Consider the following 23,934-nt stretch of genomic DNA (forward strand, 5'->3'; position numbering starts at 1 on the left):
ATCAAACTCTCATTTAAAGTTAATCTTACTCAGTCACTTCTGACTTATTGTTCTTTTTTTGACAGGTCGTATTCCTACAACCCGCACGCTTGGTTTCTTGTCTATTCAGTTCTCAAAGGTCTTTGCTTATGCTTAAAGCAACTCTTATAGTCTACTACCTCAATAGGCTTTTGTCAAGCCTTTTGGAAAGTTTTTTTCCTACAGGCATTCCGTCGCTTCTCAAGCTACATTAGTGTAGCACCTCTCAATGGGGTTTGTCAATATATCTCAAACATTTTTTTAATCTTATCCCTAAAAATTTGGAACTATGAATTTAATAATTGCTAGTATCAATGGCAAAGGAAAAGCATCTCACTCAAAACTATTTCGCTTTTATAAATCCTCCAACACCACACGAAACTGTCTTGATACTTTTTACTCTAAGACACCAAAGAATTTCATAATAGCTAAAGTATACCTAGATAGGTATCAAATCAATCTCTATAGTTAAAAGGCTATTATAATTACCCATCTTTCTTTTTTAAGAGCATACTTAACTTTTTTTAGGATATCTAACCTACAAGACACACCACACCATTGTATTCCAACTTTAAGTCAGATGCTAAAAAGAAATTCAATAACACCAATAACTCGCTTCAAACACGACAAAAGAGGAGACAAAATTGCTTCCTCCTTTGTTTAGCTATAAGACATCAACTACAGTTGACAATGAGACTAACAAACGCCTGTTTGCGAAATAATATTTGATTAAATACTATTTCGTAAACAAGCGTTACATGCTTGACTTCCTTCATACATTATGATGAGTGTTCCCGCTAAGGTTATCCTTAGCGGTAGACCAGAGCTAGACTAAGGCAAAAAATATTACCCATCATCATAACACTCAACAAAATTGATAAAAATTATACAAGTTCAATAATTGCCATAGGAGCTGCGTCTCCACGGCGTGGTTCTGTTTTCAGAATTCGTGTGTAGCCTCCATCACGGTCTGTGTAACGTGATGCAATTTCACCAAAAAGCTTTTGAAGAACTGTGGTTGAAACATATTCATCAGTTTCTTCATTGTAGCTCTCAGCTGCAATTTCATTGCGAACAAACGCTGCTGCTTGACGACGTGAGTGCAAGTCGCCACGCTTTCCAAGGCTAATCATTTTCTCAGCAGTTTTACGAACTTCTTTCGCACGAGCTTCAGTTGTCACAATCGATTCATTAATCAACAAATCAGTTGTAAGATCACGAAGTACAGCTTTACGCTGCGAGCTTGTACGTCCTAATTTACGGTAAGCCATCTTATCCTCCTCTTTTTTATTTAGTCATTTTTCAAACTAAGACCGAGTTCTGCAAGTTTCAATTTAACTTCTTCGAGGCTCTTACGCCCCAAGTTACGAACTTTCATCATCTCAGGTTCTGTTTTTTCAGTAAGATCATGCACAGTATTAATTCCAGCACGCTTCAAACAGTTATATGAACGAACAGATAAATCAATTTCCTCAATTGTACGATCTAAGATTTGATCGTTTGAAACCGTCTCCACTTCTTTCATAACTTCAGTTGTCTTAGCAATTTCAGTTAGATCAGTAAATAGGTTCAAATGTTCCATGAGCACCCTAGCAGATAGACCTAATGCATCCTCTGGGATAATTGTTCCATTCGTCATAATTTCAATTGTTAATTTATCAAAACCATCATTGCTGCCGACACGAGCCGGTTCAACTTGATAGTTAACCTTTTTCACTGGAGTGTAGATTGAATCTACGGCAAGCGTTCCAATCGGAGCGTTTTCAGTTTTATTTTCATCAGCAGGAACATAACCCCTTTTTGTTGCAACATTCAATGATGCTTTAAAACTATATCCCTCAGCTATAGTGAAAAGGTAGTGATCAGGATTTACAATTTCAATATCACTATCTGTCAAGATATCTCCTGCTGTTACTTCAGCTGGACCTTGCACATCAAGCTCAATCGTTTTTTCTTCCTCTACATAAGATTTTACAGCCAATCCTTTCACATTAAGAATAATTTGCATCACATCCTCGCGAACTCCTGGAATGGTGTCAAACTCATGAAGTACGCCATCAATATTGATTGATGTAACTGCTGCACCTGGGAGTGAAGACAAGAGCACACGACGAAGTGAATTACCCAATGTTGTACCGTAACCGCGTTCAAGCGGTTCGATTACAAATCGGCCATAATCTTTATTTTCATCAATTTTTGTTATAGTTGGTTTTTCAAACTCAATCATATAAAATACTCCCTCAAAACGATCTAGTGTACGGTCAGTAAATCAGATACAGATTATACACGACGACGTTTTGGAGGACGAGCACCGTTATGAGGAACTGGAGTAACATCACGAATAGCTGTTACTTCAAGACCAGCTGCTGCCAAAGCACGGATAGCAGACTCACGACCTGAACCAGGACCCTTAACTGTAACCTCTACTGACTTAAGACCGTGTTCTTGTGCAGATTTTGCTGCAGCTTCTGATGCCATTTGAGCAGCAAAAGGTGTAGATTTACGAGAACCCTTAAATCCCAGTGCCCCAGCAGAAGACCATGCAATTGCATTACCATGCACATCTGTAATCATAACAATAGTGTTATTGAATGTAGCATGAATATGAGCAACACCAGTTTCGATGTTTTTCTTCACGCGACGTTTACGTGTTGGTTTAGGCATTTATTTACCTCCTATTTTATTTTTTCTTACCAGCAATCGCTACGGCTTTACCTTTACGAGTGCGAGCGTTGTTTTTAGTATTTTGTCCGCGAACAGGAAGTCCACGACGATGACGGATACCGCGATATGAACCAATCTCCATCAAACGTTTGATGTTCATATTCACTTCACGACGAAGATCACCTTCAACCTTAATACCATCAACTTCACGACGAATAGCATCTTCTTGATCAGTCGTCAAATCTTTAACGCGGATATCTTCTGAGACACCTGCTGCGGCTAAGATTTTTTGTGATGTTGTCAATCCGATTCCGTATATATAAGTTAGCGAAACTACTACGCGCTTATCATTTGGAATATCAACTCCAGCAATACGAGCCATTTTTTCTCCTTTCTATCTTATCCTTGACGTTGCTTGTGCTTTGGATTTGATGGACAAATAACCATAACACGACCGTTGCGGCGAATAACTTTACAATATTCGCAAATTGGTTTAACCGATGGTCTTACCTTCATATCTTAATCCCTCCAAGTATTTCGATTATTTAAAGCGGTATGTGATTCGTCCACGAGTCAAGTCATATGGGCTCATCTCAACAGTCACTCGGTCCCCAACAAGAATACGAATATAATTCTTACGAATCTTGCCAGAAACAGTTGCTAAAATTTGATGCCCATTTTCAAGCTCAACTGTAAACATTGCGTTTGGCATCGTCTCTACAACTTTACCTTCTATTTCAATCACATCTTCTTTTGCCACGCAAAAGTACCCCCTAAATTTCGATAAGATTCTCCTGAATACACAGGAGTAACAATTATAAGTCAGACTAGTTTATAATAGCACAACTCCTAGGCTTGTGCAAGTCTGATAGTCAATTATTTTACGGTTGAAAGTGCTGCCTTGATAGCACTAAAAACCATATCAATCTCTTGGTCTCCTTCAATATCTTTAACGATATTCTTTGTGCGATAATGTTTAATAATTGGCTCTCCTTGAGCAATATTAACCTCTAGACGACGTTTCACAGCTTCAGGCTTATCATCTTCTCGCTGATAGTAATCTTCTTCGTTATAATTTGCAGGTGGATTAAACACCTTATGATAGGTTTCACCTGTTTTACGGTTAATGATCCGACCACTCAATCGTTCAACCAATTTACTTGATTCAATTTCAATATTGATGACAGCATCTAACTTTAGATCCAATTCTTTCAAAATCTCATCTAAAACTTGTGCTTGCTCAAGTGTACGTGGATAACCGTCCAGAAGAAAGCCACTTTCTTTGATATCGGATTGTGATAATCTATCTTTAACAATACCATTAGTAACTTCATCAGGAACAAGGTCTCCCTTATCCATATAGGATTTTGCCAACAAACCAAGATCAGTTTTATTGGCAATAGCCGAACGGAACATATCACCAGTGGAAATGTGCACCACGCCATATTCTTCAACAATTTTAGACGCTTGAGTTCCTTTACCAGCCCCTGGTAAGCCCATGATCAAAAGATTCATCTCTATCTCCTTATTTTGTTTTTTAATGAGTTTGCACATTGGCAAACTCATTAAAAAACAAAATAGAAAGGTTGACATCGTCAACCTATATTCTATTCTGCATTCATAAATCCAACATACTTCTTCTTGAGAAGATATCCCTCTAGCTGCTTCATGCCTTCAATTCCTGTAGAAATAAGGATCAAAAGGCTGGTACCTCCAAGAGCAACAGCAGATGATAGATTAAATATCTGCTGAGCAATAATAGGAACCAAGGCAACAAATGCAAGGAACAACGATCCAATCATTGCCAATTTTTTTAGAAGCGATGACAGATACTGCTCAGTTTCTCGACCAGGACGTACACTAGGGATATAGGCAGCATTTTTTTGCAGATTTTCTGCTGTTTTTTCAGGATTAACCTGAACAAACGTATAGAAGAATGAAAATAAAGCAATCAGTGCAGCATACATTACCATTCCTGTTGGTGATTGATATGACAACCAATTTTGTAACGTCCCTAACCATGGGACATTTACATTGGTACTTTGCAAGAAAGTAACAAGTGAGCTAGGCGCTGCAGTTATCGAACTGGCAAAGATAACAGGAATAACCCCAGCAGGATTAACCTTCAGTGGTAAATACGAACTTGTCGGTGCACCTTGCGCCAACTTTGTATATTGAATAGGAATTTGATATTCAGCTTGCTGAACAAATGTCGTGAAGAAAATAATGACCAAAACAGCAAGAATCAACAAGCCAACATAAATCCAAGAATTGGTCATCTTGCCAGCTTCGATGTTGACAAAATACTCATTGTATATCGATCTGACTGCATCTGGTATCTGGGCAATAATCCCTGCGAAAATGATCATGGAAACACCATTACCAAATCCTTTATCCGTAATTTGATCACCCAACCACGTAACAATAACAGTACCAGTTGTCAAAATTAACCCAACTGTTAAGAAAGTCTTTGGGGTAGGATTAGCCAACAGTTCATCCTTGGCAATAATATTAAATCCTGCAGTTATAGACACTGACTGGACCAACCCAATGACCAAAGAAAGATATCGTGTCGCTTGGTTAAGCTTACGACGACCAACTTCCCCTTGCTTACTCCACTCTACAAATTTAGGATAAATATCCATCTGTAATAGTTGAACAACAATAGAGGCGGTAATATAAGGACTAACACCTAGCGCAAAAATCGAGAACGATCCCATAGCACTACCACTGATTAAATTCAGCATATTTAAGAAAGGTAGATCTTTTAAATCTTCCAGACTTTTTGCATCTACACCTGGAACCGTTATATGGGCACCAATGCGGAAAATCAGAATAATGAAAATTGTAAAGAGAATTTTTCTCCTAACATTTTTCAAACGCAGTGCTTCAAATAATAACTTAAAGAACATAAGGAATACTCCTCATTAGATGACTTCAACTGAACCACCTTTAGCAGTGATGGCTGCTTCAGCAGATTTAGAGAATTTAGCTGCTTTAACAGTCAACTTTTTAGTCAATTCACCGTTACCAAGTACTTTTACACCAGATTTTTCAGCACGAACAATACCTGCTTCTTTTAGAATAACTGGAGTCACTTCTGTACCATCTTCAAAGACATTCAATTGGTCCAAATTCACCAAAGCATATTCTTTAGCATTGATGTTGGTAAAACCACGTTTTGGAAGACGACGGAATAATGGTGTTTGTCCACCTTCAAACCCTGGGCGGATACTACCACCGCTACGAGCTTTTTGACCTTTTTGACCACGTCCAGCAGTTTTACCATTACCAGATGATGTCCCACGTCCCACGCGATTGCGTACTTTACGTGAACCTTCTGCAGGTTTCAAATCATGAAGTTTCATTTGTTTTTCTCCTTTATTTTGCAAAATGCTAGCGCCCTACTTGTGGGAAAAGGACTCTCAAGTAGAACTCGCCTATGCATTAAAACTTAAGATTAAGCCGCAGAAGAATCTGCGACTTTATTATTAATTATGCTTCTTCAACTGTCACTAAGTGAGAAACAGCATTAACCATACCACGGATAGCAGCGTTATCTTCTTTAACAACAGATGAATTCAATTTACTAAGTCCAAGAGCCACAACTGTTTTACGTTGTTCTGGCTTACGGCCGATTGGAGACTTAGTCAAAGTAATTTTAATTTGAGCCATAATAATCTCCTTTCTTAGCCTAAATCAGAAACAGAAATACCACGAAGTGCAGCTACTTCATCAGCACGTTTCAACTGTTTCAAACCTTCTACAGTTGCACGAACAATGTTGATTGGAGTGTTTGATCCTAGTGATTTAGATGTCACATCAGCAATACCTGCCAATTCAACAACGGCACGAACAGCGCCACCAGCAGCAACACCAGAACCCTCAACAGCTGGTTTCAATAGTACACGAGCACCAGCAAAGTTAGTATAAACTTCGTGAGGGATTGTCGTTCCAACCATAGGAACTTCAATCAAGTTCTTCTTAGCAGCATCAACCGCTTTACGAATAGCTTCTGGTACTTCTTTAGATTTACCTGTTCCGAAGCCAACACGTCCATTGCGATCACCCACAACAACAAGTGCTGCAAAACGCAAGTTACGTCCACCTTTTACAGTTTTAGAAACTCGGTTGATGGCAACGACGCGTTCTTCAAATTCAATTGCATTGTCTTTAAATGCCATGTTTTTGTGTCCTCCCTATTAGAATTTCAATCCGTTTTCACGAGCTGAGTCAGCCAAAGCTTTCACACGTCCGTGATAGAGATATCCACCGCGGTCAAACACCACTTCAGAAATACCTTTAGCTACTGCGCGTTCAGCAACAAGTTTACCAACAACAACGGCTTGTTCTGTCTTTGTTCCTTTAGAAACTTCTTTGTCAAGAGTTGAAGCACTTGCGAGCGTTACACCCGCTACGTCATCAATTACTTGAGCGTAGATGCCTGTATTAGAACGGAAAACGTTCAAACGTGGGCGATCAGCAGTTCCAGAGAGTTTTCCGCGAACGCGACGGTGGCGTTTTTGGCGGATTTTGTTTTTATCTGGTTTCGAAATCACAATATTCACCTCTTAATTTTTTTGTTTGAGTTAGTTTGGGCCAACTCATTATTAAAATAGATGAAGCAATCAGGCAATAAAATCGCCTGCTGTTCACACTATTATTTACCTGTTTTACCTTCTTTACGACGAACGTATTCGCCAACGTAGCGAATCCCTTTACCTTTATATGGTTCAGGTGAACGAAGACCACGGATATACGCTGCTGTTTGACCAACAACTTCCTTATTAATACCAGACACTACAATTTGAGTTGGGCTTGGCAATTCAAATGTAATGTTGTCAGGCGCTTCGACTTCATCCTGATGAGACTTACCAACCGAAAGTACAAGTTTAGAACCTTGAAGTTGAGCACGGTAACCGACACCACGCATTTCAAGTTCTTTTTTAAATCCTTCAGAAACTCCGACAACCATGTTATTAAGATTTGCACGAGTTGTTCCGTGGATAGTTTTCATTTCTTTTGAGTCATTTGGACGGTGTAGTGTGATCTCTGTACCTTCAACACGAATTTCAATATCCTTGCTGAATGCACGAGTCAACTCACCTTTAGGTCCTTTAACAGTTACCACATTATCATTATTAGTGATTTCAACACCTGCTGGCAACGTAATAACTTTATTACCAATACGTGACATATTATTAATTCTCCTGTTAGATTATCAAGCCGCATCGAGCGACTAGTTTTCACGGGGGCTCATGATACAAAAGGGCGTCAAAACCAAAGTGAAAATAGCAAACTTAACGCAGAAAAAGCTCAAGTTTCTAGGAAAGTTTTTCTTTTTTACACAGATTTTAGGCCTTGTTCAAATGAGCAAGTTTGCTGGCACCTCTTACGAGATTACCAAACGTAAGCAAGCACTTCGCCACCAACATTCTTTTGACGAGCTTCCTTATCTGTCAAAAGACCTTCTGATGTAGAAATGATAGCAATCCCAAGACCATTGAGGACCTTTGGAAGTTCTTCGCACTTAGCATAAACACGCAGACCTGGCTTTGAAATACGTTTCAAGTTAGTAATGACACGTTCACCATTTTGTCCATATTTCAAGAATACACGTACAATTCCTTGCTTGTCATCTTCAACAACTTCAACATTTTTCACAAAACCTTCACGTTTAAGAATGTCTGCAATGCCTTTTTTGATATTTGATGCAGGAACTTCAAGAACATCGTGACGAGCTTGATTAGCATTACGAATACGTGTCAAAAAGTCTGCAATTGGGTCAGTCATAACCATTTATTTTTCTCCTTACTAGTAGTTTGAAAACTCACTTGCTAGTTAAAATTTGATACAAAGAGTCGTAAAAACCAGCGACAACAAAATAACATGATTTTTCGAAGCGATCTTTTCTCAAATCACATTTCCATCACAGCTGCTTTTACGCTCTTACACCTTATATTACCAAGAAGCTTTAGTAACTCCTGGGATTTGACCTTTATAAGCCAACTCACGGAAGCAAACACGGCAAAGTTTAAACTTGCGGTAAACAGAATGTGGGCGGCCACAACGTTCGCAACGAGTATAAGCTTGCGTAGAGAACTTCGCCTTGCGGTGGTTCTTAGCAATCATAGATTTTTTAGCCATTTACGTTTTACCTCCTATTTTTATTTAGCAAAAGGCATTCCAAGACCTGCTAATAATTCACGTGATTCTTCATCAGTGTTAGCAGTCGTTACAATGACAATGTCCATACCACGTACTTTATCAACATCATCAAAGTTAATTTCTGGGAAAATCAATTGCTCTTTAACACCAAGTGTGTAGTTACCACGTCCATCAAAAGACTTAGTTGGAACTCCGTGGAAGTCACGAACACGTGGAAGAGATACTGATACCAGTTTATCCAAGAATTCGTACATGCGTTCGCCACGCAAAGTTACCTTGGCACCAATAGCTACACCTTCACGAAGGCGGAAGCCGGCAATTGATTTCTTAGCTTTAGTAATCAACGGTTTTTGACCCGAAATCAAAGCTAGTTCAGCAGCGGCTTTTTCAAGATTTTTAGCATTATTTACTGCATCACCCACACCCATATTAAGAACAATTTTCTCAACTTTAGGTACGGCCATAATTGATGAGTAGTTAAATTTTTCTGACAAAGCAGGAACTACTTCGTTAGTATATTTTTCTTTAAGACGATTAGCCATTTACACTCTTTCTCCTTTCCTTCGTGATTAATCAAGCACTTCGCCTGATTTTTTGTTGTAGCGTACTTTTTTACCGTCTACAAATTTATAACCCACACGACCGGCAACGCCGTTCTTGTCAAGGACTTGAACGTTTGATACATGGATTGGAGCTTCTTTTTCAATAATAGCTCCTTGAGGGTTTTCGTTGTTAGGTTTTTGGTGTTTTTTAATCATAGCAACACCTTCAACCACAACCTTATTAACTTTTGGCAAAGCTTTAAGAACGACAGCTTCAGTGCCCTTGTCTTTACCAGCAATAACGCGAACTTTATCGCCTTTTTTTACAAACATCGAGTTTATTCTCCTATATTTTTCTTACGCCCTCAACAGGGCACCCTAACCTAAAATTAGGGGACTAAGTTTGTTTACAAATAGCCAGAAATTAAAGAACTTCTGGAGCCAATGACACGATACGCATGTAACCACCTTCACGCAATTCACGTGCTACAGGACCAAAGATACGAGTCCCACGAGGTGTCTTATCATCACGAATCAATACCGCAGCATTATCATCAAATTTGATGTATGAGCCATCTGGACGACGAGCGCCAGATTTTGTACGAACAATAACAGCTTTAACAACATCACCTTTTTTAACTGCTCCACCAGGCGCAGCTTGTTTGACAGTAGCCACGATTACGTCGCCAATATTAGCGAATTTACGCCCTGAACCACCAAGAACTTTAATAGTCAAGATTTCACGAGCACCGCTATTATCAGCAACTTTCAAGCGACTTTCTTGTTGAATCATTTCAAATGTCTCCTTCTAGTTTGATTAGATAATAACAGCTTCTTCAACGACTTCTACAAGACGGAAATGTTTTGTAGCTGATAGCGGACGAGTTTCCATGATGCGAACGATGTCACCTGTTTTAGCAACATTATTTTCATCATGAGCTTTATATTTTTTAGAATAGTTGATACGCTTACCATAGACTGGGTGGTTACGTTTTGTTTCAACTATAACTGTGATCGTTTTATCCATCTTGTCTGAGACGACACGCCCAACAAGAGTTCTACGTTGATTACGTTCCATTATTTGAAAACTCCTTTCCCAATCTATTATTTCATTTCAGATTGTACTGTTTTAACACGTGCAATCTGTTTTTTAACTTCATTCAAGCGAGCAGTTTGATCAAGCTGACCTGCAGCTGCTTGGAAACGAAGGTCAAAAAGTTCCTTTTTGAGTTCACTTTCCTTCTTAGCAAGTTCTTCTTGAGACAAGCCACGAAGCTCAGCGACAAACTCTTTGATTTCTTTAAGTTTCATGTCTTCTCCTTACTCTGCTTCACGCTTAACGAATTTAGTTTTAACTGGTAATTTATGGCTAGCCAAACGAAGTGCTTCACGGGCAACTTCTTCTGGAACACCAGCAATTTCAAACATCACTTTACCGCGTTTGACTGGTGCTACCCAACCTTCTGGCGCACCTTTACCAGATCCCATACGTACACCGATCGCTTTGGCAGTGTATGATTTGTGTGGGAAGATCTTGATCCAAACTTTACCACCACGTTTCATATAACGCGTCATAGCGATACGGGCAGCCTCAATTTGACGGTTAGTGATCCAGTGACTAGTTGTAGCTTGAAGACCAAATTCTCCAAATGCAACTTCCTTACCACCTTTTGCTTCACCGCGCATTTTACCACGAAATTCACGACGGTGTTTAACACGTTTAGGTACTAACATCTGTTATTTGCCTCCTTTAGTGTTTTTACGAGCTGGAAGCACTTCCCCACGATAGATCCAAACTTTAACCCCAAGTTTACCGTAAGTAGTGTCTGCTTCTTCCCAAGCATAATCGATATCTGCACGGAGAGTATGAAGAGGAACAGTTCCTTCTGAATAGCCCTCAGCACGGGCGATATCTGCACCATTCAAACGACCAGAAACTTGAGTCTTAATCCCCTTAGCTCCCGCACGCATTGAACGTTGGATAGCTTGTTTTTGTGCACGACGGAAGGCAACACGTTGCTCCAATTGACGAGCAATATTTTCACCTACCAAGTGTGCGTCCAAATCAGGTGCTTTGATTTCAACAATGTTGATGTGAACTTGTTTACCAGTCAACTTGTTCAATTTAGCACGAAGGGCATCAACGTTTGACCCACCTTTACCGATAACCATACCAGGCTTAGCGGTGTGAAGTGAAACGATAACTTTGTTTACAGCGCGTTCAATTTCAATAGTTGAAACAGACGCATCTGCCAATTCTTTATTAATGAACTTGCGGATTGCCAAATCTTCATGAAGGTAATCAGCGTATTCTTTTTCAGCATACCATTTCGCATCCCAATCACGGATGATTCCGACGCGCATACCAATTGGATGTACTTTTTGACCCACGATTTTACCTCCTTATTTTTCTGCGACAACTACAGTGACATGAGTTGTACGTTTATTAATTGGTGAAGCTGATCCTTTGGCACGTGGACGGAAACGTTTCATAGTTGGTCCTTCATTTGCAAAAGTTTCAGATACTACCAAGTTAGCTTTTTCCAAACCAAAGTTATTTTCAGCATTTGCGATTGCAGAGTTAAGAGTTTTCTCAACTATGCGTGCAGCTTTGTTTGGTGTGAATTTTAAGATTGCAATTGCATCGGCAACGTTCTTACCACGGATAAGATCAAGAACAAGACGTGTTTTACGAGGTGAAACACGCACTGTACGAGCCATTGCTTTAGCTGAAGTAATTTCTGCCATTGTGTCCTCCTCCTATTAACGACGTGTTTTCTTATCGTCTGCTGCGTGACCTTTGTAAGTACGAGTTGGTGCAAATTCACCAAGCTTGTGACCTACCATGTCTTCTTGGATGTAAACTGGTACATGTTTACGACCATCATACACAGCGATAGTGTAACCGATAAAACTTGGAAAGATCGTTGAGCGACGAGACCAAGTTTTGATAACTTTTTTCTTTTCTTCGTTAGCTTGAGCTTCGACTTTTTTCATCAAATGCTCATCGACGAAAGGTCCTTTTTTAAGACTGCGTCCCATGTTATTTATTTCTCCTTTAATAATTAACCACAGCGGCTTGTGGAATGATCTTCGCACTACCGAGCTGGCGGATGATTTTAATATTATTTCTCGTTACGACGACGAACAATCAGTTTGTCAGATTTCGCTTTTTTGCTACGAGTTTTAAGACCAAGAGCAGGTTTACCCCATGGAGTTGATGGTGATTTACGACCAACCGGAGCTTTACCTTCACCACCACCGTGCGGGTGATCGTTAGGGTTCATTACAGAACCACGAACAGTTGGACGAATACCTTTCCAACGGCTACGACCTGCTTTACCGAGGTTTACAAGCGATTGTTGCTCGTTCCCCACAGTACCAATAGTAGCACGGCAAGTAGCAAGAATCATACGAACCTCACCTGACTGCAAGCGAACAAGAACATACTTACCTTCTTGACCAAGCACTTGAGCAGACGTACCAGCAGCACGTACCAGTTCTCCTCCCTTACCAGGTTTCAGTTCAATATTATGAATAACAGTACCTACTGGGATATTTGCAAGTGGTAGCGCATTACCAACCTTGATATCTGCTTCTGGCCCAGAGACAATACGTTGTCCCACTTCAAGACCCTTAGGAGCGATGATATAGGCTTTTACACCATCGGTGTAGTGTACAAGAGCGATGTTTGCAGTACGATTTGGATCATATTCGATTGTTTTAACAACTGCTTCAACATCATCTTTGTTACGCTTGAAGTCGATAACACGATAATGACGCTTATGTCCACCACCGTGGTGGCGAACTGTAATACGACCGTTGTTGTTACGGCCAGCAGTTTTGCTAAGCGGTGCCAACAATGATTTCTCAGGAGTGTTTGTTGTGATTTCAGAAAAATCCAAAGAAGTCATGTTACGACGACCGTTTGTCGTTGGTTTATATACTTTAATACCCACGATTGATTCCTCCTTAGATTATTCGGCTTCTGCCGCAGCAAACAACTCGATAGCTTTAGAATCAGCAGTAAGAGTGATGATTGCTTTTTTTGTTTTACTTGTAAAGCCAACATAACGACCCATGCGTTTTTCTTTTGGCTTCACATTTACAGTGTTAACACTAGCTACCTTAACACCATCAAACGCAGCTTCGACAGCTTGTTTGATCAGGAGTTTGTGCGCACGTGTGTCAACTTCAAATGTATATTTACCAGCTTCAAGTTCCACCATTGTTTTTTCGGTGATGACTGGCTTTTTGATTACGTCATACAAATTCATTATGCAAGAACCTCCTCAATGGTAGAGATCGCCTCTTTAGTAATAAGAAGTTTATCCGCATTCGCAATATCAAGAACACTCGCTGTAGTTGCTGTAGCAACCGTTACATTAGGGATGTTACGAGCTGATAAAGCAGCAAATTCATTTTCTTCTTCTACAACAACAAGAACTTTTGAATCGATGCTAAGCGCACTAAGCACCTTAGCAAATTCAGCTGTTTTTGGTGCAGCGAAGCTAAGTGCATCAACTGCAACAAACTTTTCATCAGCTACTTTTGCTGACAACACTGATTTCAGCGCAAGGCGACGAACTTTTTGCGGGAATTTGTAAGCATACGAGCGAGGTGTTGGACCAAAAACAACACCACCACCACGCCATTGTGGAGAGCGGATCGATCCTTGACGAGCACGCCCAGTACCTTTTTGGCGCCATGGTTTACGACCGCCGCCAGATACTGCTGAACGGTTTTTAACCGCATGAGTACCTTGGCGAAGGCTAGCACGTTGGCTAATAATTACATCGAACACTACAGATTCGTTTGGCTCAATGCCAAAGATAGCATCGTTCAATTCAACTGTGCTTACCTCTTTACCAGTTTGGTCAAATAGTTTTACGTTTGCCATTTTAACTGTTTTTCTCCTTTCTCATTATTTAGCAGATTTCACTGCAGTTTTGATAGTGATAAGAGATTTCTTAGCACCCGGTACATTACCTTTAATCAAGATAACATTTTTCTCTGGTACAACTTGTGCAACTTCAAGATTTTGAATAGTCACACGATTGCCACCCATACGCCCAGCCAAGTGTTTGTTTTTAAACACACGGTTAGGTGCAACAGGTCCCATTGAACCAGGACGACGATGGTAACGAGAACCATGCGCCATAGGCCCACGAGATTGCCCATGACGCTTGATAGCACCTTGGAAACCTTTACCTTTAGTTGTACCTGTTACATCAACAACATCTCCTGCTTCGAATTGTTCAACAGTAAGTTCTGAACCAACTTCCAAGCCTTCAATGTTTTTGAATTCACGAATGAAGCGCTTAGGAGCCGTATTAGCCTTTGCTACGTGACCTTGGGCAGGTTTGTTACTCAATACTTCACGCTTGTCATCAAAACCAACTTGAACAGCTGCATAACCATCTGTTTCAACAGTTTTTACTTGAAGAACCACATTTGGCGCCGCTTCGATGACTGTTACAGGGATGAATTCGCCTGATTCAGTGAAGATCTGAGTCATTCCCACTTTTTTCCCTAAGATTCCTTTTGTCATGAGAAAATATTTCCTTTACTTTATTTTTTAAAAAGTTTTTAACGAGCGTTTTTCATGCTCAGATTAAGATGCAAAAGACGTCAAACTCATCGCAAAAATAGGAAATCTGACAAAGAAACGTTTGTTTCTAAGAAGATTTATCTTTTTTTGCACAGAGTTTAGCCTGTGCTCAATTTATTTGAAATCAAATTAAAGTTTGATTTCAACATTGACACCACTTGGAAGATCTAACTTCATCAGAGCATCAACAGTTTTTTGCGTAGGATTCACAATGTCAATAAGACGTTTGTGAGTACGCATTTCAAATTGTTCACGCGAATCTTTATATTTGTGAGTCGCACGAATAACAGTGTAGAGACTACGTTCGGTAGGCAACGGAATTGGACCGGCAACGGATGCGCCCGTACGAGTTGCAGTTTCTACGATTTTTTCTGCCGCAGTATCCAGCGTACGATGTTCATATGCTTTCAAGCGGATACGAATTTTTTTATTTGCCATCTTTTCTCCTCTCGTCTATTTACGATAATAGGCTAGCTCCTCAAGAAAACCGATACGCAGCCGCGTGGCAATGCAGCCGAGCGTGTCGCAACCTCTTGTATCATAGCTAAGAGCTGTAATTTACAGCACCATAGTATATTAACATAAATACCAACGCTTGACAAGCTTTTTCACCTCTTTTAATTACTATTATAAGTACTTTTAAGCTCCCTATAAAAATCAAAAAGAGCTCCATTAGAGCTCTCTGAACAGTTTGACTCTCCCAATAATGAGTGTCGCCTTAAATAAATTGGATACCTCCGTCTATCTGAACGGATTGACCGGTCATATAATCCGACTTAGTCGATGCTAAATAAGAAACGTAGTTGGCAACATCAGCTGGTGTTTGTACACGGCCCATGGTAATCATCTTAGAATATTGCTCTAAGTATTGACCCTTTTGTCCCCCTTTAAGTTCAACCATCTTTTCATCAATCAGGTCCCACATATCAGTTCCGACAATGCCTGGACAGTAGGCATTAACTGTTATATGCTCTTGTCCCAATTCTTTCGCAGCCGCTTGCGTTAGCCCACGAACAGCAAACTTAGTAGAAGAGTAAGCACCCAAAAGATCAAACGCAACGTGACCAGCTATACTGGAAGCATTGATAATCTTACGAATTTTTTCTCCATCATTTTGTTTGCGAAATTGTTCTGTTGCTGCCTGAATCCCAAACAGAGTACCAAAAACATTGATTCTGAAAATCTTGTCCAATTCTTCCTCAGTTTCTTCTTGAAGTGTTTTAATTTGAGCAATTCCAGCATTATTGACATAGACATCTAATCGGCCAAACTCTGAAACTGCCTTTTCAACAAATTTAGAGTGGTCTTCCTTTTTAGAAACATCGCCAACAACAAAACTTGCTTTATAACCTCGGGAAGTCATTTCATCAGCTGTCGCCTTAGCAACCGCTTCATCTAAATCCGCAACAATAACTGCAAATCCATCTTGGCAAAGCTGACTAACAATGCCCTGCCCGATTCCTCGACCTCCACCTGTAACAACTGCGACACGAGTTTCAACTGTCATAATAACACTCCTTTCATTTTAGTGCCGGAGACAAGTTTAAAAACTTCCCACGGCACTGTTCAACAACCTTTACACCGCCATTTTATACATTATAGGAAGCGCTGTCAATCGCTAAGCGAAGCCTTTATGTTATTTAATTCTTCAAAAAATTTACATTTTTATAACATAAATAGAGAAGAAGAAATCGAAAAGCATTATCAACCAGAGTCGCCAACCAAATACCTGCCAAACCATAATTTAGCACACCTACCATCAGATATCCAAGACCAATCCTGATGATCCACATACCAAAACTAGTCGCATAAAAAGGGAGTTTAGGTCTTCCTAACCCTTGCCAGATCGCTGTATAAATCAATGTTCCAGCAGTTACTAAACCACCAATAAAAGAATAGAAAATAACTACTCCACTATAAGCCATAACACGGTTATCACTCGTAAAGAGACCTGATAGCTGACCTCCCAAAAGAAAGATACAACCACCAACGATCATCATTAGAAAAGCCGCTATCCAGTAGCTTTCACGAGCAATTTGCCTCAAGGAGCGATAATCCTCTTGTCCCAAGCTATGAGCCACCAAAATAACGGTTGCTGTAGCCACACCCATACCTGGCATATAATTAAATTGGGTCAAGGTCTCTCCAATAGCATTACCAGCAACAGCCCTGGTTCCTAAACCAACAATCAAGCTAACAATTATGACATCACCTGCCCTCATCATCAACCTTTCTCCTGAAGCAGGAAGAACCAATTTGAGTAACTCTTCATTTCTAAAACGACTATTTCTAATCCCTCGTATATCCAATTTAGTTGACTGCCAAAGAATCAGCGTTCCAATCAAGCGTGATAAAACTGTTGAAAATGCCACTCCTGATATGCCCCAATGAAAAACAAATACTGACAAAGAAGACAGTAAAGCATTTAAAAGATTGGAAAAAAGACTGACATACATAGAAATCTTGGCACGCCCTTGGGCTCTTAAGATACTCCCCAAGACCGTCATCAATCCTAAAAATAAAACTCCCCCACCGACAATAGCTAAATATTCTCCGCCTGCCTGACTAACATTTTGGGACGTCCCCAATAGGTTCAAAAGACTGTTGCCAGCAAAGATTGACAAAAATCCCAAAAGAACCGTTAAAACAATCGTTAATAAAAGAGCATCCCAACTATTTTTTTTAGCTAATAATCGCTCCTTTGCTCCCAGATTTTTTGCTATTAAACTAGCAACAGCACTACCTAAAGCAATCAAGATTGCTTGATAGACAGCTAGGATATTATTAGCAACTGATACCCCTGATACTGCTACAATACCAACCTGTGCAACCAGATAATTATCAACTACTCCCATTAGCATTTGCAAAAGATTCTCAACCATAGCTGGCAGAGCAATTTTCAAAATTTGTTTATAATGTTTCATTTCTATAAATAAAAAAGCCAATTGGCCTTTTCTCATACTCCTAGATACTCCTCTACAGCTTTTTGCATATCAGCTGTAGCGACAACTGTTCTATGACGAACCTTAGCAGATTCTAAACCATCCACCGCCTTAGGGATAATTACTCCTGATAGATCATGGAGCTTTTTAACCGCCTCAAAATCATCAGTAAGTGCTTCACCCTCTACAGCCTCAACAACAACACGCGGAAACTTGTAAGGGCTAGCCGTCGAAGCAATCACCGCAGGAGTTTGATCACCAGTTCGCTCCTTATAACTACGATAAACTGCTGAAGCTACCGCCGTATGAGGGTCCTCAATATAGTTCGTTGCCTTATAGATACGCTTAATCTCTGTTGCTGTATCATCTTCTGTTGCATAGCCCGCCTCAAACAAGTCGAGAATTTCAGGCTTAATGGCCTCCAAATGATATTCTCCTTTTGTAGCTAAATCTTCCATTAAGGCTTTGGTTTTTGCGGCGTCATTATTGAGCAAATGAAAAATCAAACGCTCCAAATTAGAAGATACTAAAATATCCATAGACGGACTACTAGTCACTTTGAAGCCTCGCTTCTTATCATAAACACTGGTTTCAAAGAAATCTGTCAAGACCTTATTTTCATTGGAAGCACAGATTAGTTTATTAATCGGAACACCAATCTCACGCGCATAATAAGCCGCTAAAATATTCCCAAAGTTACCCGTAGGTACCGTTATATTAATCCTGTCACCATTTTTGATCTGACCAGACTTAACCAGTTGAGCATAAGCATAAACGTAATAAACAATTTGAGGAACCAAGCGTCCAATATTCATTGAATTTGCTGAAGAAAGCTGCATATGATGATCTAACAGTTTTTGACGAAGTTCTGAATCATTAAACATACGCTTAACATCCGTTTGAGCGTCATCAAAATTCCCCTCAATAGCTACGACATGCGTATTATCCCCAACTTGGGTCGTCATTTGTAACTCCTGAATTTTACTAACGCCCCCTTTGGGATAAAAAACAATAATCTCAGTACCTGGAACATTCGCAAATCCTGCCATAGCTGCCTTCCCAGTATCACCAGAAGTTGCTGTCAATATGACAATCTTATTATCAACCCCTTGTTTTTTAGCTGATGTGGTCAACAAATAAGGCAAGATAGACAAAGCCATATCTTTAAAAGCAATAGTCGACCCATGGAACAGTTCTAAATTATACTGACCATTTAAAGCTACCAAAGGAGCGATAACAGGCGTATCAAACTTATCATCATAAGCATGACTAATACAATAATCTAGCTCCTCACTCGTGAAATCATCCAAAAATCCGGATAAAACCAACTTAGCAATAGCTTGATAGCTAGAGCTTTTCAACTGTGCAAAATCTAAGCTTATTTCTGGTACCTCCAATGGTGTAAAAAGTCCACCGTCAATCGCCAATCCCTGCAAAATTGCTTGGCTAGCTGTTACTTTATTTCGAGCATCACGGGTTGATTGATAAAGAAGTGTCATCGTTAAATCCTCTTTTTGCTAGTATTTGCTGTATTATATCACAATTTTCAGATAATTTCTTTTTAACTTCATAAATAAAAAGGTATAGAACCTCACCTATACCTTTTTATTCTTTATTGGCTCGGGATTCATCACCCTCTTCATCTGTAAAAGTCAATCCATCAGAATCCTTATCATAGGAAAGCTTTTGACCCTTTTTAAAATCTCCTAGTTCACTATCTTGATTGACTTTTGTAATCTCAATTTTTCTTTGAACACGGTCAACCTTACCTTCAAACAAAGTTCCTGTCACCTGTCCAGTATCCGAATCATAGCTCAAACCTGTCTCTTCAACCTCATCAGACAAAGTCTTTTCAAAGCCTTTTTCATCGTAGTCATCATTCATAATAAGAGTATTCATCAGATAATCCCATTCATCATCTGTAAATGTATCCTCATATAATATATTTTGTGAACTATAGTTCTCTTTGATTTTCTTGTAAAAATCATCATAGACCACTGAATAAGTGACCTTGGCTGTTAACTTATCATCTTCGACAACGAAATCTACTTGAGCTTTCTTAGTAAAATCTGAATACTTAACGTCACTATTATGGTCAAATCCAGTGTCACGAAGACTCGAACTCAAATCTTTACTGAGCTCTTTAGACTTATAAGTTCCCTCAATATTTCCAGATAATACTCTAAAAAGAAAGAGACCTGCAATCACAACGATAACAGCAAGAACAATACCCGAGATAATCCAGGCAATACGCTTACCATTATATGGCTTTTTAGTCACCATAGTATTAGGAGCAAATCCAGCCGAACCTGCCATTGTTTCTTGTGAAACATTTTGATACGCTTGCCGTACAGGCTGTCCTTGCCCACCTACAAAAGTAGAATTTGGCATACCTTGTTGAGGTAAAGACTGATCAGGTACAACAGAACTAGTCGGTTGAGAAGGCATTGCTTGTGTAACAGTATTACCACCTACCATTTGTTGAGGCATCGTTGGATTAGACTGTGATTGTGGTGCAGTAGAGGGCTGTTTAGACTGTCCCTCTACAGGGTTATTCGATAATTCATCATTCGACATGGACGATCTCCTTCAAAACTCCTTCATCTAAATGACAGGACAAAATACCCACGTTAGCATTTAGAATAATTTAAGTTAATCCTACCATGCTTTTTGGAGGCTGTCAATCTTATTTTAGGCAACAAAAAAGAGTAAAACTTTTGTTTTCCTTCCCCCTCTCAATAACAAAAAATTGAGCTTAGGAACTATCCCAAACTCAACTTTACTCATTTATAAAACATAATAACATCAGAGGCCTTGGCATTATTTTTACCTTTAATACCAACACCATCAGTCTTTTTATCATACGACAGATAGTCCCCTTCAGAAAGTTCCAAATTTTTCAGTTCTGTATCCTTGGCTTCACCACTCATAAAGGCCTTATTGACTGACGTAAGCTGAATACGGTGTGTTAATGGACTTATCCTTCCTTTAAAAACAGTAGCAGATACTTTCCCTGTTTCATCATCGTAAGTCATACCACTTCCCTTAAGATTATCAGAAATACTAGTATCTATGCGGTTTAAAACCTCAGTTTTGCTTGGCAATCCTTTTTGAGCTTCTGCACGAGTATCAGAAGGTAAAGAACTCAATCCCTTGCTGACTTCTTTTTGATACTCCGTATACAAGGTTTCTCGATTAAATGTATAAGCTACCCCCATAGATACACGATCATCTTTTATTTTTAGATCAACTTTTACATCTTTAAATAACTTACTTGCGTCAATATCAGAGCCGTAATCTGACAGATCATCGTCATCGTTCTTTGAAAGAGAATCTATAATATCTTTTTCCACATCAGCTGCACGATAAACCACCGTCACTCCATTCGACGGACCCTTAATATCACCTGCACGATACCAGTAAAAACCACCAACTAATGCCACTAAACACAGCACAACAAAGAGTGGCAAAAGAATTTTCCAGATTTTTCCTTTTTTCTTCGGCTTTGCTCCTCCTCTATTATCCTGTCTATATCTTACTGGTTGATTTTGTAATTCATTTTCCATAAGCATCTCCGTTCTTAATGATTACTGATATACTATCGTTTCTCATCTCTTGTGTCAATAAATTACCCACCATTCAGCTTCTAGATTGACCTTTTGAAGGTTTTTTTGCTGCTTCAGCTATAGCCGATTTGATAGTCTTAACATATAATTCTGCACCAGAAGCTTTTGAATAATGAACACCATCTGACCCACCCCATATATCGGGATTATCTTGAGCCGTTTGATACCAATCAGCAACCGTTACAAAATCATAATTTTTTTGGAGACCTAACTCATAATCACGAATTTCTGACATCTTTTCATTATTATGTGAATCATAAGGAGTCACAATAACAAGTCGATGTCCCTTAGGGATATTGTCAATAAATAACTGCAATTCTGTATCGTAATTATCAGGTGAGTTCACCCCAATAGCCAATACAATGGTCTTAGGAAGATAGCCTGACTTAATATTAGTCTCTAATATATCAAAAGCAGCATCAAACCCTCTACTTTCTTGGGCATCAACCAAAGCATCAGACATCAAATCATCAAAAGCAGACTGCGAACCCAAGGTCACAGAATCACCAATAACCAAGACTTCATTGATCGCTTTCAAATCTCCAGCTGTTCGCTGATTAGTCAAGATCATACTATTTCTAGACTGCTTGAGTGAGTTCACCAAATTCGTATTAGCATTATGACCCAACTTAGGCGCAAACAAACTAATAGAAACCGTGATCAAAACCAGACCAGCCACAAGAGCTGTGATCCAGCGTTTATATGGCTTTAAATTAACAGAAAGATTAAACACTTTGAGATTCTTACCTGCTAATAAAGGTTCAATCACATAAAATGACAGCGATGCAAATAGAGTTGACAATATAAATGTCAATAAGCTGGCCCAACCATTAGACATGAGCTGTGAAAAAATGATATAAAACGGCCAATGAAATAAATATATTCCATAACTTATATCTGAAAAGAAGGTAATGATCCTAGGCTCATCAATATCGGATAATTTTTCATGTAAAACTCTAGCTGAAAAAATCATCGAGTAGGTCAATAAACCAGCTATAGCAAATCCAAATAAATAAGTGATCCTAGCATCAAATTGCAAAAGAAAACCTAGTCCCAACAACAAAAGAAAACTTCCTACAAATTGTAACAATGTCCTATTCGTTGTCCATCTCAATATAGTTCTCTTAAAGCGATTAGGGAGGTCCGATATCCCAGATAAAGTAGCTCCAATAGCTCCTATATAAAAAAGGTAGCTATGGCTAAAAGTAGAAAAATAAAGAATAGAATAATTGGCTTTATCTACCAAAAAACTTCCAATAAACATTGTTAAATAGCCTATCAAAGATAGAACCATAGAGGACATAAAAATAGCCCCTCTAAAACCACTTTTTGATAGCCTACGCTTAGCCAAAGCCCAAGCAAGAATACCCCAAAAAATATAAAAATGAACTTCTACAGCAAGACTCCAAGTATGTAAAAAGAGATGTGGACTAGCTTGATTCTCGTAATTATTTCCTGCAAAGATCTCATACCAATTTGTCATAAAGCCAAGACTAGCTGTAATTTGCTGACCGATACCAGCAATAAAATCATTTCTGATTAATAAAACAAATGGCATAGTAACTAAGACCATTATCACAAGAGGGGGAAAGATTCGATAAAATCTACGTCTAAAAAATCCTAATAGATCAATCGTTTTCTTTCTATCGTATTCATCAATCAATAAAGCTGTAATAAGATATCCCGAGAAAACAAAGAAAACATCCACACCAATAAAACCTCCAGGAAGGAAGGTTTTAAAAAAATGATAAAGTAAAACTAGTAATAAACCAGTCACACGGATAAAAGAAAACCATTTAATTCTCATTTTTGATAAATACCTTGCTTATATTCCCCTTCATAACGCTTCCCATCGCTCGTTATTAAAGTACCACGACCATCAGCTACTCCCTTTGAAAATTCACCTTCATAGCGCCAACCATCCTTGGACGTATAAGTGCCACGACCATCAATTTTGCCATTAATAAAGTTGCCTGTATAACGATCTCCATTATCAAAGGTTAATGTTCCTCGACCATTCATTTTGTTGTTTTTAACTTTACCGACATAAACAATTTTTTGATGATCAAAGGTCAATTTTTTAGTAAAGCCAAACGGCATTAGCCAGACTGATAAAGCACAGACTAAAATGACAGCAACTATAGCAATTTCTACTTGCTGTCGACTAATTTTTGACCAGTCAGTATTTTTCATTTATTGATCTCCTCACAATAACCACTAAGACTTCTCTATCAATCTCAAAACTATCCAAATATAGTCAAAAAAGTAATTTAGTAATCTCAGCTTTAACTCTATAGCCTCTCCAAACAACTAATTTATCTCGTCTCTAAAAAGCATCTAACTATAGACAATCTATCAAATAC

Annotated in this window: 36 protein-coding genes; all 36 read right to left on the reverse strand. The window is 39.0% G+C overall.

The features are described 5' to 3' along the window. Window positions 1-902: 902 nt before the first annotated feature. The gene (gene rplQ / locus AC4HAI_RS08375) at window positions 903-1,289 is read right to left on the reverse strand and encodes a 50S ribosomal protein L17 (protein WP_491079589.1); all 387 of its coding nucleotides are present in this window, start codon (window positions 1,287-1,289) and stop codon (window positions 903-905) included. A gap of 20 nt (window positions 1,290-1,309) precedes the next feature. Further along, complete coding sequence (locus AC4HAI_RS08380) at window positions 1,310-2,245, reverse strand: DNA-directed RNA polymerase subunit alpha (protein ID WP_491079590.1); 936 nt, start codon at window positions 2,243-2,245, stop codon at window positions 1,310-1,312. 53 nt (window positions 2,246-2,298) lie between these two features. Next, window positions 2,299-2,682 carry a 30S ribosomal protein S11 gene (gene rpsK, locus AC4HAI_RS08385; protein ID WP_491079591.1) on the reverse strand — a complete coding sequence of 128 codons (384 nt, stop codon included), beginning with the start codon at window positions 2,680-2,682 and terminating at the stop codon, window positions 2,299-2,301. 16 nt (window positions 2,683-2,698) lie between these two features. After that, a complete protein-coding gene (gene rpsM, locus AC4HAI_RS08390) occupies window positions 2,699-3,064 on the reverse strand; it encodes a 30S ribosomal protein S13 (RefSeq protein ID WP_491079592.1) in 366 nt (121 codons plus the stop codon). A gap of 17 nt (window positions 3,065-3,081) precedes the next feature. Continuing rightward, window positions 3,082-3,198: a 50S ribosomal protein L36 gene (rpmJ, locus tag AC4HAI_RS08395; protein WP_002959355.1), complete on the reverse strand. Its 117-nt coding sequence runs from the start codon at window positions 3,196-3,198 to the stop codon at window positions 3,082-3,084. A 25-nt stretch (window positions 3,199-3,223) separates the two neighbouring features. Next, complete coding sequence (infA, locus tag AC4HAI_RS08400; protein WP_001040189.1) at window positions 3,224-3,442, reverse strand: translation initiation factor IF-1; 219 nt, start codon at window positions 3,440-3,442, stop codon at window positions 3,224-3,226. Between the two features lie 116 nt (window positions 3,443-3,558). Next, window positions 3,559-4,197: an adenylate kinase gene (locus tag AC4HAI_RS08405; RefSeq protein WP_491079593.1), complete on the reverse strand. Its 639-nt coding sequence runs from the start codon at window positions 4,195-4,197 to the stop codon at window positions 3,559-3,561. A gap of 92 nt (window positions 4,198-4,289) precedes the next feature. Next, window positions 4,290-5,594 (reverse strand): preprotein translocase subunit SecY, encoded by a 1,305-nt coding sequence (secY, locus tag AC4HAI_RS08410; RefSeq protein ID WP_491079594.1) that lies wholly within the window; start codon window positions 5,592-5,594, stop codon window positions 4,290-4,292. 15 nt (window positions 5,595-5,609) lie between these two features. Beyond that, window positions 5,610-6,050, reverse strand: a complete 441-nt coding sequence (gene rplO, locus AC4HAI_RS08415; RefSeq protein ID WP_491079595.1) for a 50S ribosomal protein L15 — start codon at window positions 6,048-6,050, stop codon at window positions 5,610-5,612. Between the two features lie 127 nt (window positions 6,051-6,177). Then, on the reverse strand, window positions 6,178-6,357 hold the full coding sequence (gene rpmD, locus AC4HAI_RS08420; protein WP_491079596.1) for a 50S ribosomal protein L30: 180 nt from the start codon (window positions 6,355-6,357) through the stop codon (window positions 6,178-6,180). 14 nt (window positions 6,358-6,371) lie between these two features. Beyond that, window positions 6,372-6,866, reverse strand: a complete 495-nt coding sequence (gene rpsE / locus AC4HAI_RS08425; RefSeq protein ID WP_491079597.1) for a 30S ribosomal protein S5 — start codon at window positions 6,864-6,866, stop codon at window positions 6,372-6,374. An 18-nt stretch (window positions 6,867-6,884) separates the two neighbouring features. Then, window positions 6,885-7,241 carry a 50S ribosomal protein L18 gene (rplR, locus tag AC4HAI_RS08430; protein ID WP_003001342.1) on the reverse strand — a complete coding sequence of 119 codons (357 nt, stop codon included), beginning with the start codon at window positions 7,239-7,241 and terminating at the stop codon, window positions 6,885-6,887. A 101-nt stretch (window positions 7,242-7,342) separates the two neighbouring features. After that, window positions 7,343-7,879, reverse strand: a complete 537-nt coding sequence (gene rplF / locus AC4HAI_RS08435) for a 50S ribosomal protein L6 (protein WP_491079598.1) — start codon at window positions 7,877-7,879, stop codon at window positions 7,343-7,345. A gap of 203 nt (window positions 7,880-8,082) precedes the next feature. Continuing rightward, the gene (gene rpsH, locus AC4HAI_RS08440; protein ID WP_491079599.1) at window positions 8,083-8,481 is read right to left on the reverse strand and encodes a 30S ribosomal protein S8; all 399 of its coding nucleotides are present in this window, start codon (window positions 8,479-8,481) and stop codon (window positions 8,083-8,085) included. A gap of 162 nt (window positions 8,482-8,643) precedes the next feature. Further along, window positions 8,644-8,829: a type Z 30S ribosomal protein S14 gene (locus tag AC4HAI_RS08445; protein ID WP_002959375.1), complete on the reverse strand. Its 186-nt coding sequence runs from the start codon at window positions 8,827-8,829 to the stop codon at window positions 8,644-8,646. Between the two features lie 20 nt (window positions 8,830-8,849). Further along, complete coding sequence (rplE, locus tag AC4HAI_RS08450; RefSeq protein ID WP_491079600.1) at window positions 8,850-9,392, reverse strand: 50S ribosomal protein L5; 543 nt, start codon at window positions 9,390-9,392, stop codon at window positions 8,850-8,852. A 27-nt stretch (window positions 9,393-9,419) separates the two neighbouring features. After that, window positions 9,420-9,725: a 50S ribosomal protein L24 gene (rplX, locus tag AC4HAI_RS08455; protein WP_491079601.1), complete on the reverse strand. Its 306-nt coding sequence runs from the start codon at window positions 9,723-9,725 to the stop codon at window positions 9,420-9,422. 91 nt (window positions 9,726-9,816) lie between these two features. Then, window positions 9,817-10,185, reverse strand: a complete 369-nt coding sequence (gene rplN, locus AC4HAI_RS08460; RefSeq protein ID WP_491079602.1) for a 50S ribosomal protein L14 — start codon at window positions 10,183-10,185, stop codon at window positions 9,817-9,819. 24 nt (window positions 10,186-10,209) lie between these two features. Continuing rightward, window positions 10,210-10,470 (reverse strand): 30S ribosomal protein S17, encoded by a 261-nt coding sequence (rpsQ, locus tag AC4HAI_RS08465; RefSeq protein ID WP_491079603.1) that lies wholly within the window; start codon window positions 10,468-10,470, stop codon window positions 10,210-10,212. A 26-nt stretch (window positions 10,471-10,496) separates the two neighbouring features. After that, complete coding sequence (gene rpmC, locus AC4HAI_RS08470) at window positions 10,497-10,703, reverse strand: 50S ribosomal protein L29 (protein ID WP_491079604.1); 207 nt, start codon at window positions 10,701-10,703, stop codon at window positions 10,497-10,499. 9 nt (window positions 10,704-10,712) lie between these two features. Continuing rightward, window positions 10,713-11,126, reverse strand: a complete 414-nt coding sequence (gene rplP, locus AC4HAI_RS08475; protein ID WP_491079605.1) for a 50S ribosomal protein L16 — start codon at window positions 11,124-11,126, stop codon at window positions 10,713-10,715. 3 nt (window positions 11,127-11,129) lie between these two features. Continuing rightward, window positions 11,130-11,783 (reverse strand): 30S ribosomal protein S3, encoded by a 654-nt coding sequence (gene rpsC, locus AC4HAI_RS08480; RefSeq protein WP_491079606.1) that lies wholly within the window; start codon window positions 11,781-11,783, stop codon window positions 11,130-11,132. A gap of 12 nt (window positions 11,784-11,795) precedes the next feature. Then, window positions 11,796-12,140 carry a 50S ribosomal protein L22 gene (gene rplV / locus AC4HAI_RS08485; RefSeq protein ID WP_380431484.1) on the reverse strand — a complete coding sequence of 115 codons (345 nt, stop codon included), beginning with the start codon at window positions 12,138-12,140 and terminating at the stop codon, window positions 11,796-11,798. Between the two features lie 15 nt (window positions 12,141-12,155). Continuing rightward, on the reverse strand, window positions 12,156-12,434 hold the full coding sequence (gene rpsS, locus AC4HAI_RS08490; RefSeq protein WP_491079607.1) for a 30S ribosomal protein S19: 279 nt from the start codon (window positions 12,432-12,434) through the stop codon (window positions 12,156-12,158). Between the two features lie 83 nt (window positions 12,435-12,517). Next, window positions 12,518-13,351: a 50S ribosomal protein L2 gene (gene rplB / locus AC4HAI_RS08495; protein WP_491079608.1), complete on the reverse strand. Its 834-nt coding sequence runs from the start codon at window positions 13,349-13,351 to the stop codon at window positions 12,518-12,520. Between the two features lie 18 nt (window positions 13,352-13,369). Further along, window positions 13,370-13,669 (reverse strand): 50S ribosomal protein L23, encoded by a 300-nt coding sequence (locus AC4HAI_RS08500; protein WP_491079609.1) that lies wholly within the window; start codon window positions 13,667-13,669, stop codon window positions 13,370-13,372. After that, a complete protein-coding gene (rplD, locus tag AC4HAI_RS08505; protein WP_491079610.1) occupies window positions 13,669-14,292 on the reverse strand; it encodes a 50S ribosomal protein L4 in 624 nt (207 codons plus the stop codon). Before rplD ends, AC4HAI_RS08500 begins: the two co-directional genes overlap by 1 nt. A 24-nt stretch (window positions 14,293-14,316) precedes the next feature. Continuing rightward, window positions 14,317-14,943, reverse strand: a complete 627-nt coding sequence (gene rplC / locus AC4HAI_RS08510) for a 50S ribosomal protein L3 (RefSeq protein ID WP_491079611.1) — start codon at window positions 14,941-14,943, stop codon at window positions 14,317-14,319. A gap of 189 nt (window positions 14,944-15,132) precedes the next feature. Next, window positions 15,133-15,441, reverse strand: coding sequence for a 30S ribosomal protein S10 (gene rpsJ / locus AC4HAI_RS08515; protein ID WP_002959404.1), 309 nt, complete (start codon window positions 15,439-15,441; stop codon window positions 15,133-15,135). Between the two features lie 280 nt (window positions 15,442-15,721). Next, on the reverse strand, window positions 15,722-16,510 hold the full coding sequence (locus AC4HAI_RS08520) for an acetoin reductase (RefSeq protein ID WP_491079612.1): 789 nt from the start codon (window positions 16,508-16,510) through the stop codon (window positions 15,722-15,724). A 133-nt stretch (window positions 16,511-16,643) separates the two neighbouring features. Then, window positions 16,644-17,927, reverse strand: coding sequence for an MATE family efflux transporter (locus AC4HAI_RS08525; protein ID WP_491079622.1), 1,284 nt, complete (start codon window positions 17,925-17,927; stop codon window positions 16,644-16,646). Window positions 17,928-17,959: 32 nt separating this feature from the next. Further along, window positions 17,960-19,444 (reverse strand): threonine synthase, encoded by a 1,485-nt coding sequence (gene thrC / locus AC4HAI_RS08530; protein ID WP_491111213.1) that lies wholly within the window; start codon window positions 19,442-19,444, stop codon window positions 17,960-17,962. Between the two features lie 106 nt (window positions 19,445-19,550). Further along, window positions 19,551-20,522, reverse strand: coding sequence for a hypothetical protein (locus AC4HAI_RS08535; RefSeq protein ID WP_491111214.1), 972 nt, complete (start codon window positions 20,520-20,522; stop codon window positions 19,551-19,553). A gap of 206 nt (window positions 20,523-20,728) precedes the next feature. Continuing rightward, window positions 20,729-21,511 carry a hypothetical protein gene (locus AC4HAI_RS08540; RefSeq protein ID WP_491111216.1) on the reverse strand — a complete coding sequence of 261 codons (783 nt, stop codon included), beginning with the start codon at window positions 21,509-21,511 and terminating at the stop codon, window positions 20,729-20,731. A 73-nt stretch (window positions 21,512-21,584) separates the two neighbouring features. Then, window positions 21,585-23,378 (reverse strand): acyltransferase family protein, encoded by a 1,794-nt coding sequence (locus AC4HAI_RS08545; RefSeq protein ID WP_491111218.1) that lies wholly within the window; start codon window positions 23,376-23,378, stop codon window positions 21,585-21,587. Further along, window positions 23,375-23,764, reverse strand: coding sequence for a hypothetical protein (locus AC4HAI_RS08550; protein ID WP_491079617.1), 390 nt, complete (start codon window positions 23,762-23,764; stop codon window positions 23,375-23,377). The genes AC4HAI_RS08545 and AC4HAI_RS08550 overlap by 4 nt, the downstream gene beginning before the upstream one ends. Window positions 23,765-23,934 lie beyond the last annotated feature (170 nt).

Source organism: Streptococcus sp. ALY_208 (assembly GCF_058314295.1).

Bases quoted from the DNA above. Each gene is read 5' to 3' on its own strand.
- AC4HAI_RS08445 (WP_002959375.1), bottom strand. From the start codon at position 8,829: ATGGCTAAAAAATCTATGATTGCTAAGAACCACCGCAAGGCGAAGTTC.
- rplF (WP_491079598.1), bottom strand. From the start codon at position 7,879: ATGTCACGTATTGGTAATAAAGTTATTACGTTGCCAGCAGGTGTTGAA.
- rpsH (WP_491079599.1), bottom strand. From the start codon at position 8,481: ATGGTTATGACTGACCCAATTGCAGACTTTTTGACACGTATTCGTAAT.
- AC4HAI_RS08380 (WP_491079590.1), bottom strand. From the start codon at position 2,245: ATGATTGAGTTTGAAAAACCAACTATAACAAAAATTGATGAAAATAAA.
- rpsJ (WP_002959404.1), bottom strand. From the start codon at position 15,441: ATGGCAAATAAAAAAATTCGTATCCGCTTGAAAGCATATGAACATCGT.
- secY (WP_491079594.1), bottom strand. From the start codon at position 5,594: ATGTTCTTTAAGTTATTATTTGAAGCACTGCGTTTGAAAAATGTTAGG.
- AC4HAI_RS08540 (WP_491111216.1), bottom strand. From the start codon at position 21,511: ATGGAAAATGAATTACAAAATCAACCAGTAAGATATAGACAGGATAAT.
- rplE (WP_491079600.1), bottom strand. From the start codon at position 9,392: ATGGCTAATCGTCTTAAAGAAAAATATACTAACGAAGTAGTTCCTGCT.
- AC4HAI_RS08405 (WP_491079593.1), bottom strand. From the start codon at position 4,197: ATGAATCTTTTGATCATGGGCTTACCAGGGGCTGGTAAAGGAACTCAA.
- rplD (WP_491079610.1), bottom strand. From the start codon at position 14,292: ATGGCAAACGTAAAACTATTTGACCAAACTGGTAAAGAGGTAAGCACA.
- rplV (WP_380431484.1), bottom strand. From the start codon at position 12,140: ATGGCAGAAATTACTTCAGCTAAAGCAATGGCTCGTACAGTGCGTGTT.
- AC4HAI_RS08525 (WP_491079622.1), bottom strand. From the start codon at position 17,927: ATGAAACATTATAAACAAATTTTGAAAATTGCTCTGCCAGCTATGGTT.
- rpsS (WP_491079607.1), bottom strand. From the start codon at position 12,434: ATGGGACGCAGTCTTAAAAAAGGACCTTTCGTCGATGAGCATTTGATG.
- AC4HAI_RS08550 (WP_491079617.1), bottom strand. From the start codon at position 23,764: ATGAAAAATACTGACTGGTCAAAAATTAGTCGACAGCAAGTAGAAATT.
- rpmC (WP_491079604.1), bottom strand. From the start codon at position 10,703: ATGAAACTTAAAGAAATCAAAGAGTTTGTCGCTGAGCTTCGTGGCTTG.
- rpmJ (WP_002959355.1), bottom strand. From the start codon at position 3,198: ATGAAGGTAAGACCATCGGTTAAACCAATTTGCGAATATTGTAAAGTT.
- AC4HAI_RS08535 (WP_491111214.1), bottom strand. From the start codon at position 20,522: ATGTCGAATGATGAATTATCGAATAACCCTGTAGAGGGACAGTCTAAA.
- rplQ (WP_491079589.1), bottom strand. From the start codon at position 1,289: ATGGCTTACCGTAAATTAGGACGTACAAGCTCGCAGCGTAAAGCTGTA.
- AC4HAI_RS08500 (WP_491079609.1), bottom strand. From the start codon at position 13,669: ATGAATTTGTATGACGTAATCAAAAAGCCAGTCATCACCGAAAAAACA.
- rpsE (WP_491079597.1), bottom strand. From the start codon at position 6,866: ATGGCATTTAAAGACAATGCAATTGAATTTGAAGAACGCGTCGTTGCC.
- AC4HAI_RS08545 (WP_491111218.1), bottom strand. From the start codon at position 23,378: ATGAGAATTAAATGGTTTTCTTTTATCCGTGTGACTGGTTTATTACTA.
- rpmD (WP_491079596.1), bottom strand. From the start codon at position 6,357: ATGGCTCAAATTAAAATTACTTTGACTAAGTCTCCAATCGGCCGTAAG.
- rplN (WP_491079602.1), bottom strand. From the start codon at position 10,185: ATGATTCAACAAGAAAGTCGCTTGAAAGTTGCTGATAATAGCGGTGCT.
- rpsK (WP_491079591.1), bottom strand. From the start codon at position 2,682: ATGCCTAAACCAACACGTAAACGTCGCGTGAAGAAAAACATCGAAACT.
- AC4HAI_RS08520 (WP_491079612.1), bottom strand. From the start codon at position 16,510: ATGACAGTTGAAACTCGTGTCGCAGTTGTTACAGGTGGAGGTCGAGGA.
- rplC (WP_491079611.1), bottom strand. From the start codon at position 14,943: ATGACAAAAGGAATCTTAGGGAAAAAAGTGGGAATGACTCAGATCTTC.
- rplX (WP_491079601.1), bottom strand. From the start codon at position 9,725: ATGTTTGTAAAAAAAGGCGATAAAGTTCGCGTTATTGCTGGTAAAGAC.
- rpsQ (WP_491079603.1), bottom strand. From the start codon at position 10,470: ATGGAACGTAATCAACGTAGAACTCTTGTTGGGCGTGTCGTCTCAGAC.
- rpsM (WP_491079592.1), bottom strand. From the start codon at position 3,064: ATGGCTCGTATTGCTGGAGTTGATATTCCAAATGATAAGCGCGTAGTA.
- thrC (WP_491111213.1), bottom strand. From the start codon at position 19,444: ATGACACTTCTTTATCAATCAACCCGTGATGCTCGAAATAAAGTAACA.
- rplO (WP_491079595.1), bottom strand. From the start codon at position 6,050: ATGAAACTTCATGATTTGAAACCTGCAGAAGGTTCACGTAAAGTACGC.
- rplP (WP_491079605.1), bottom strand. From the start codon at position 11,126: ATGTTAGTACCTAAACGTGTTAAACACCGTCGTGAATTTCGTGGTAAA.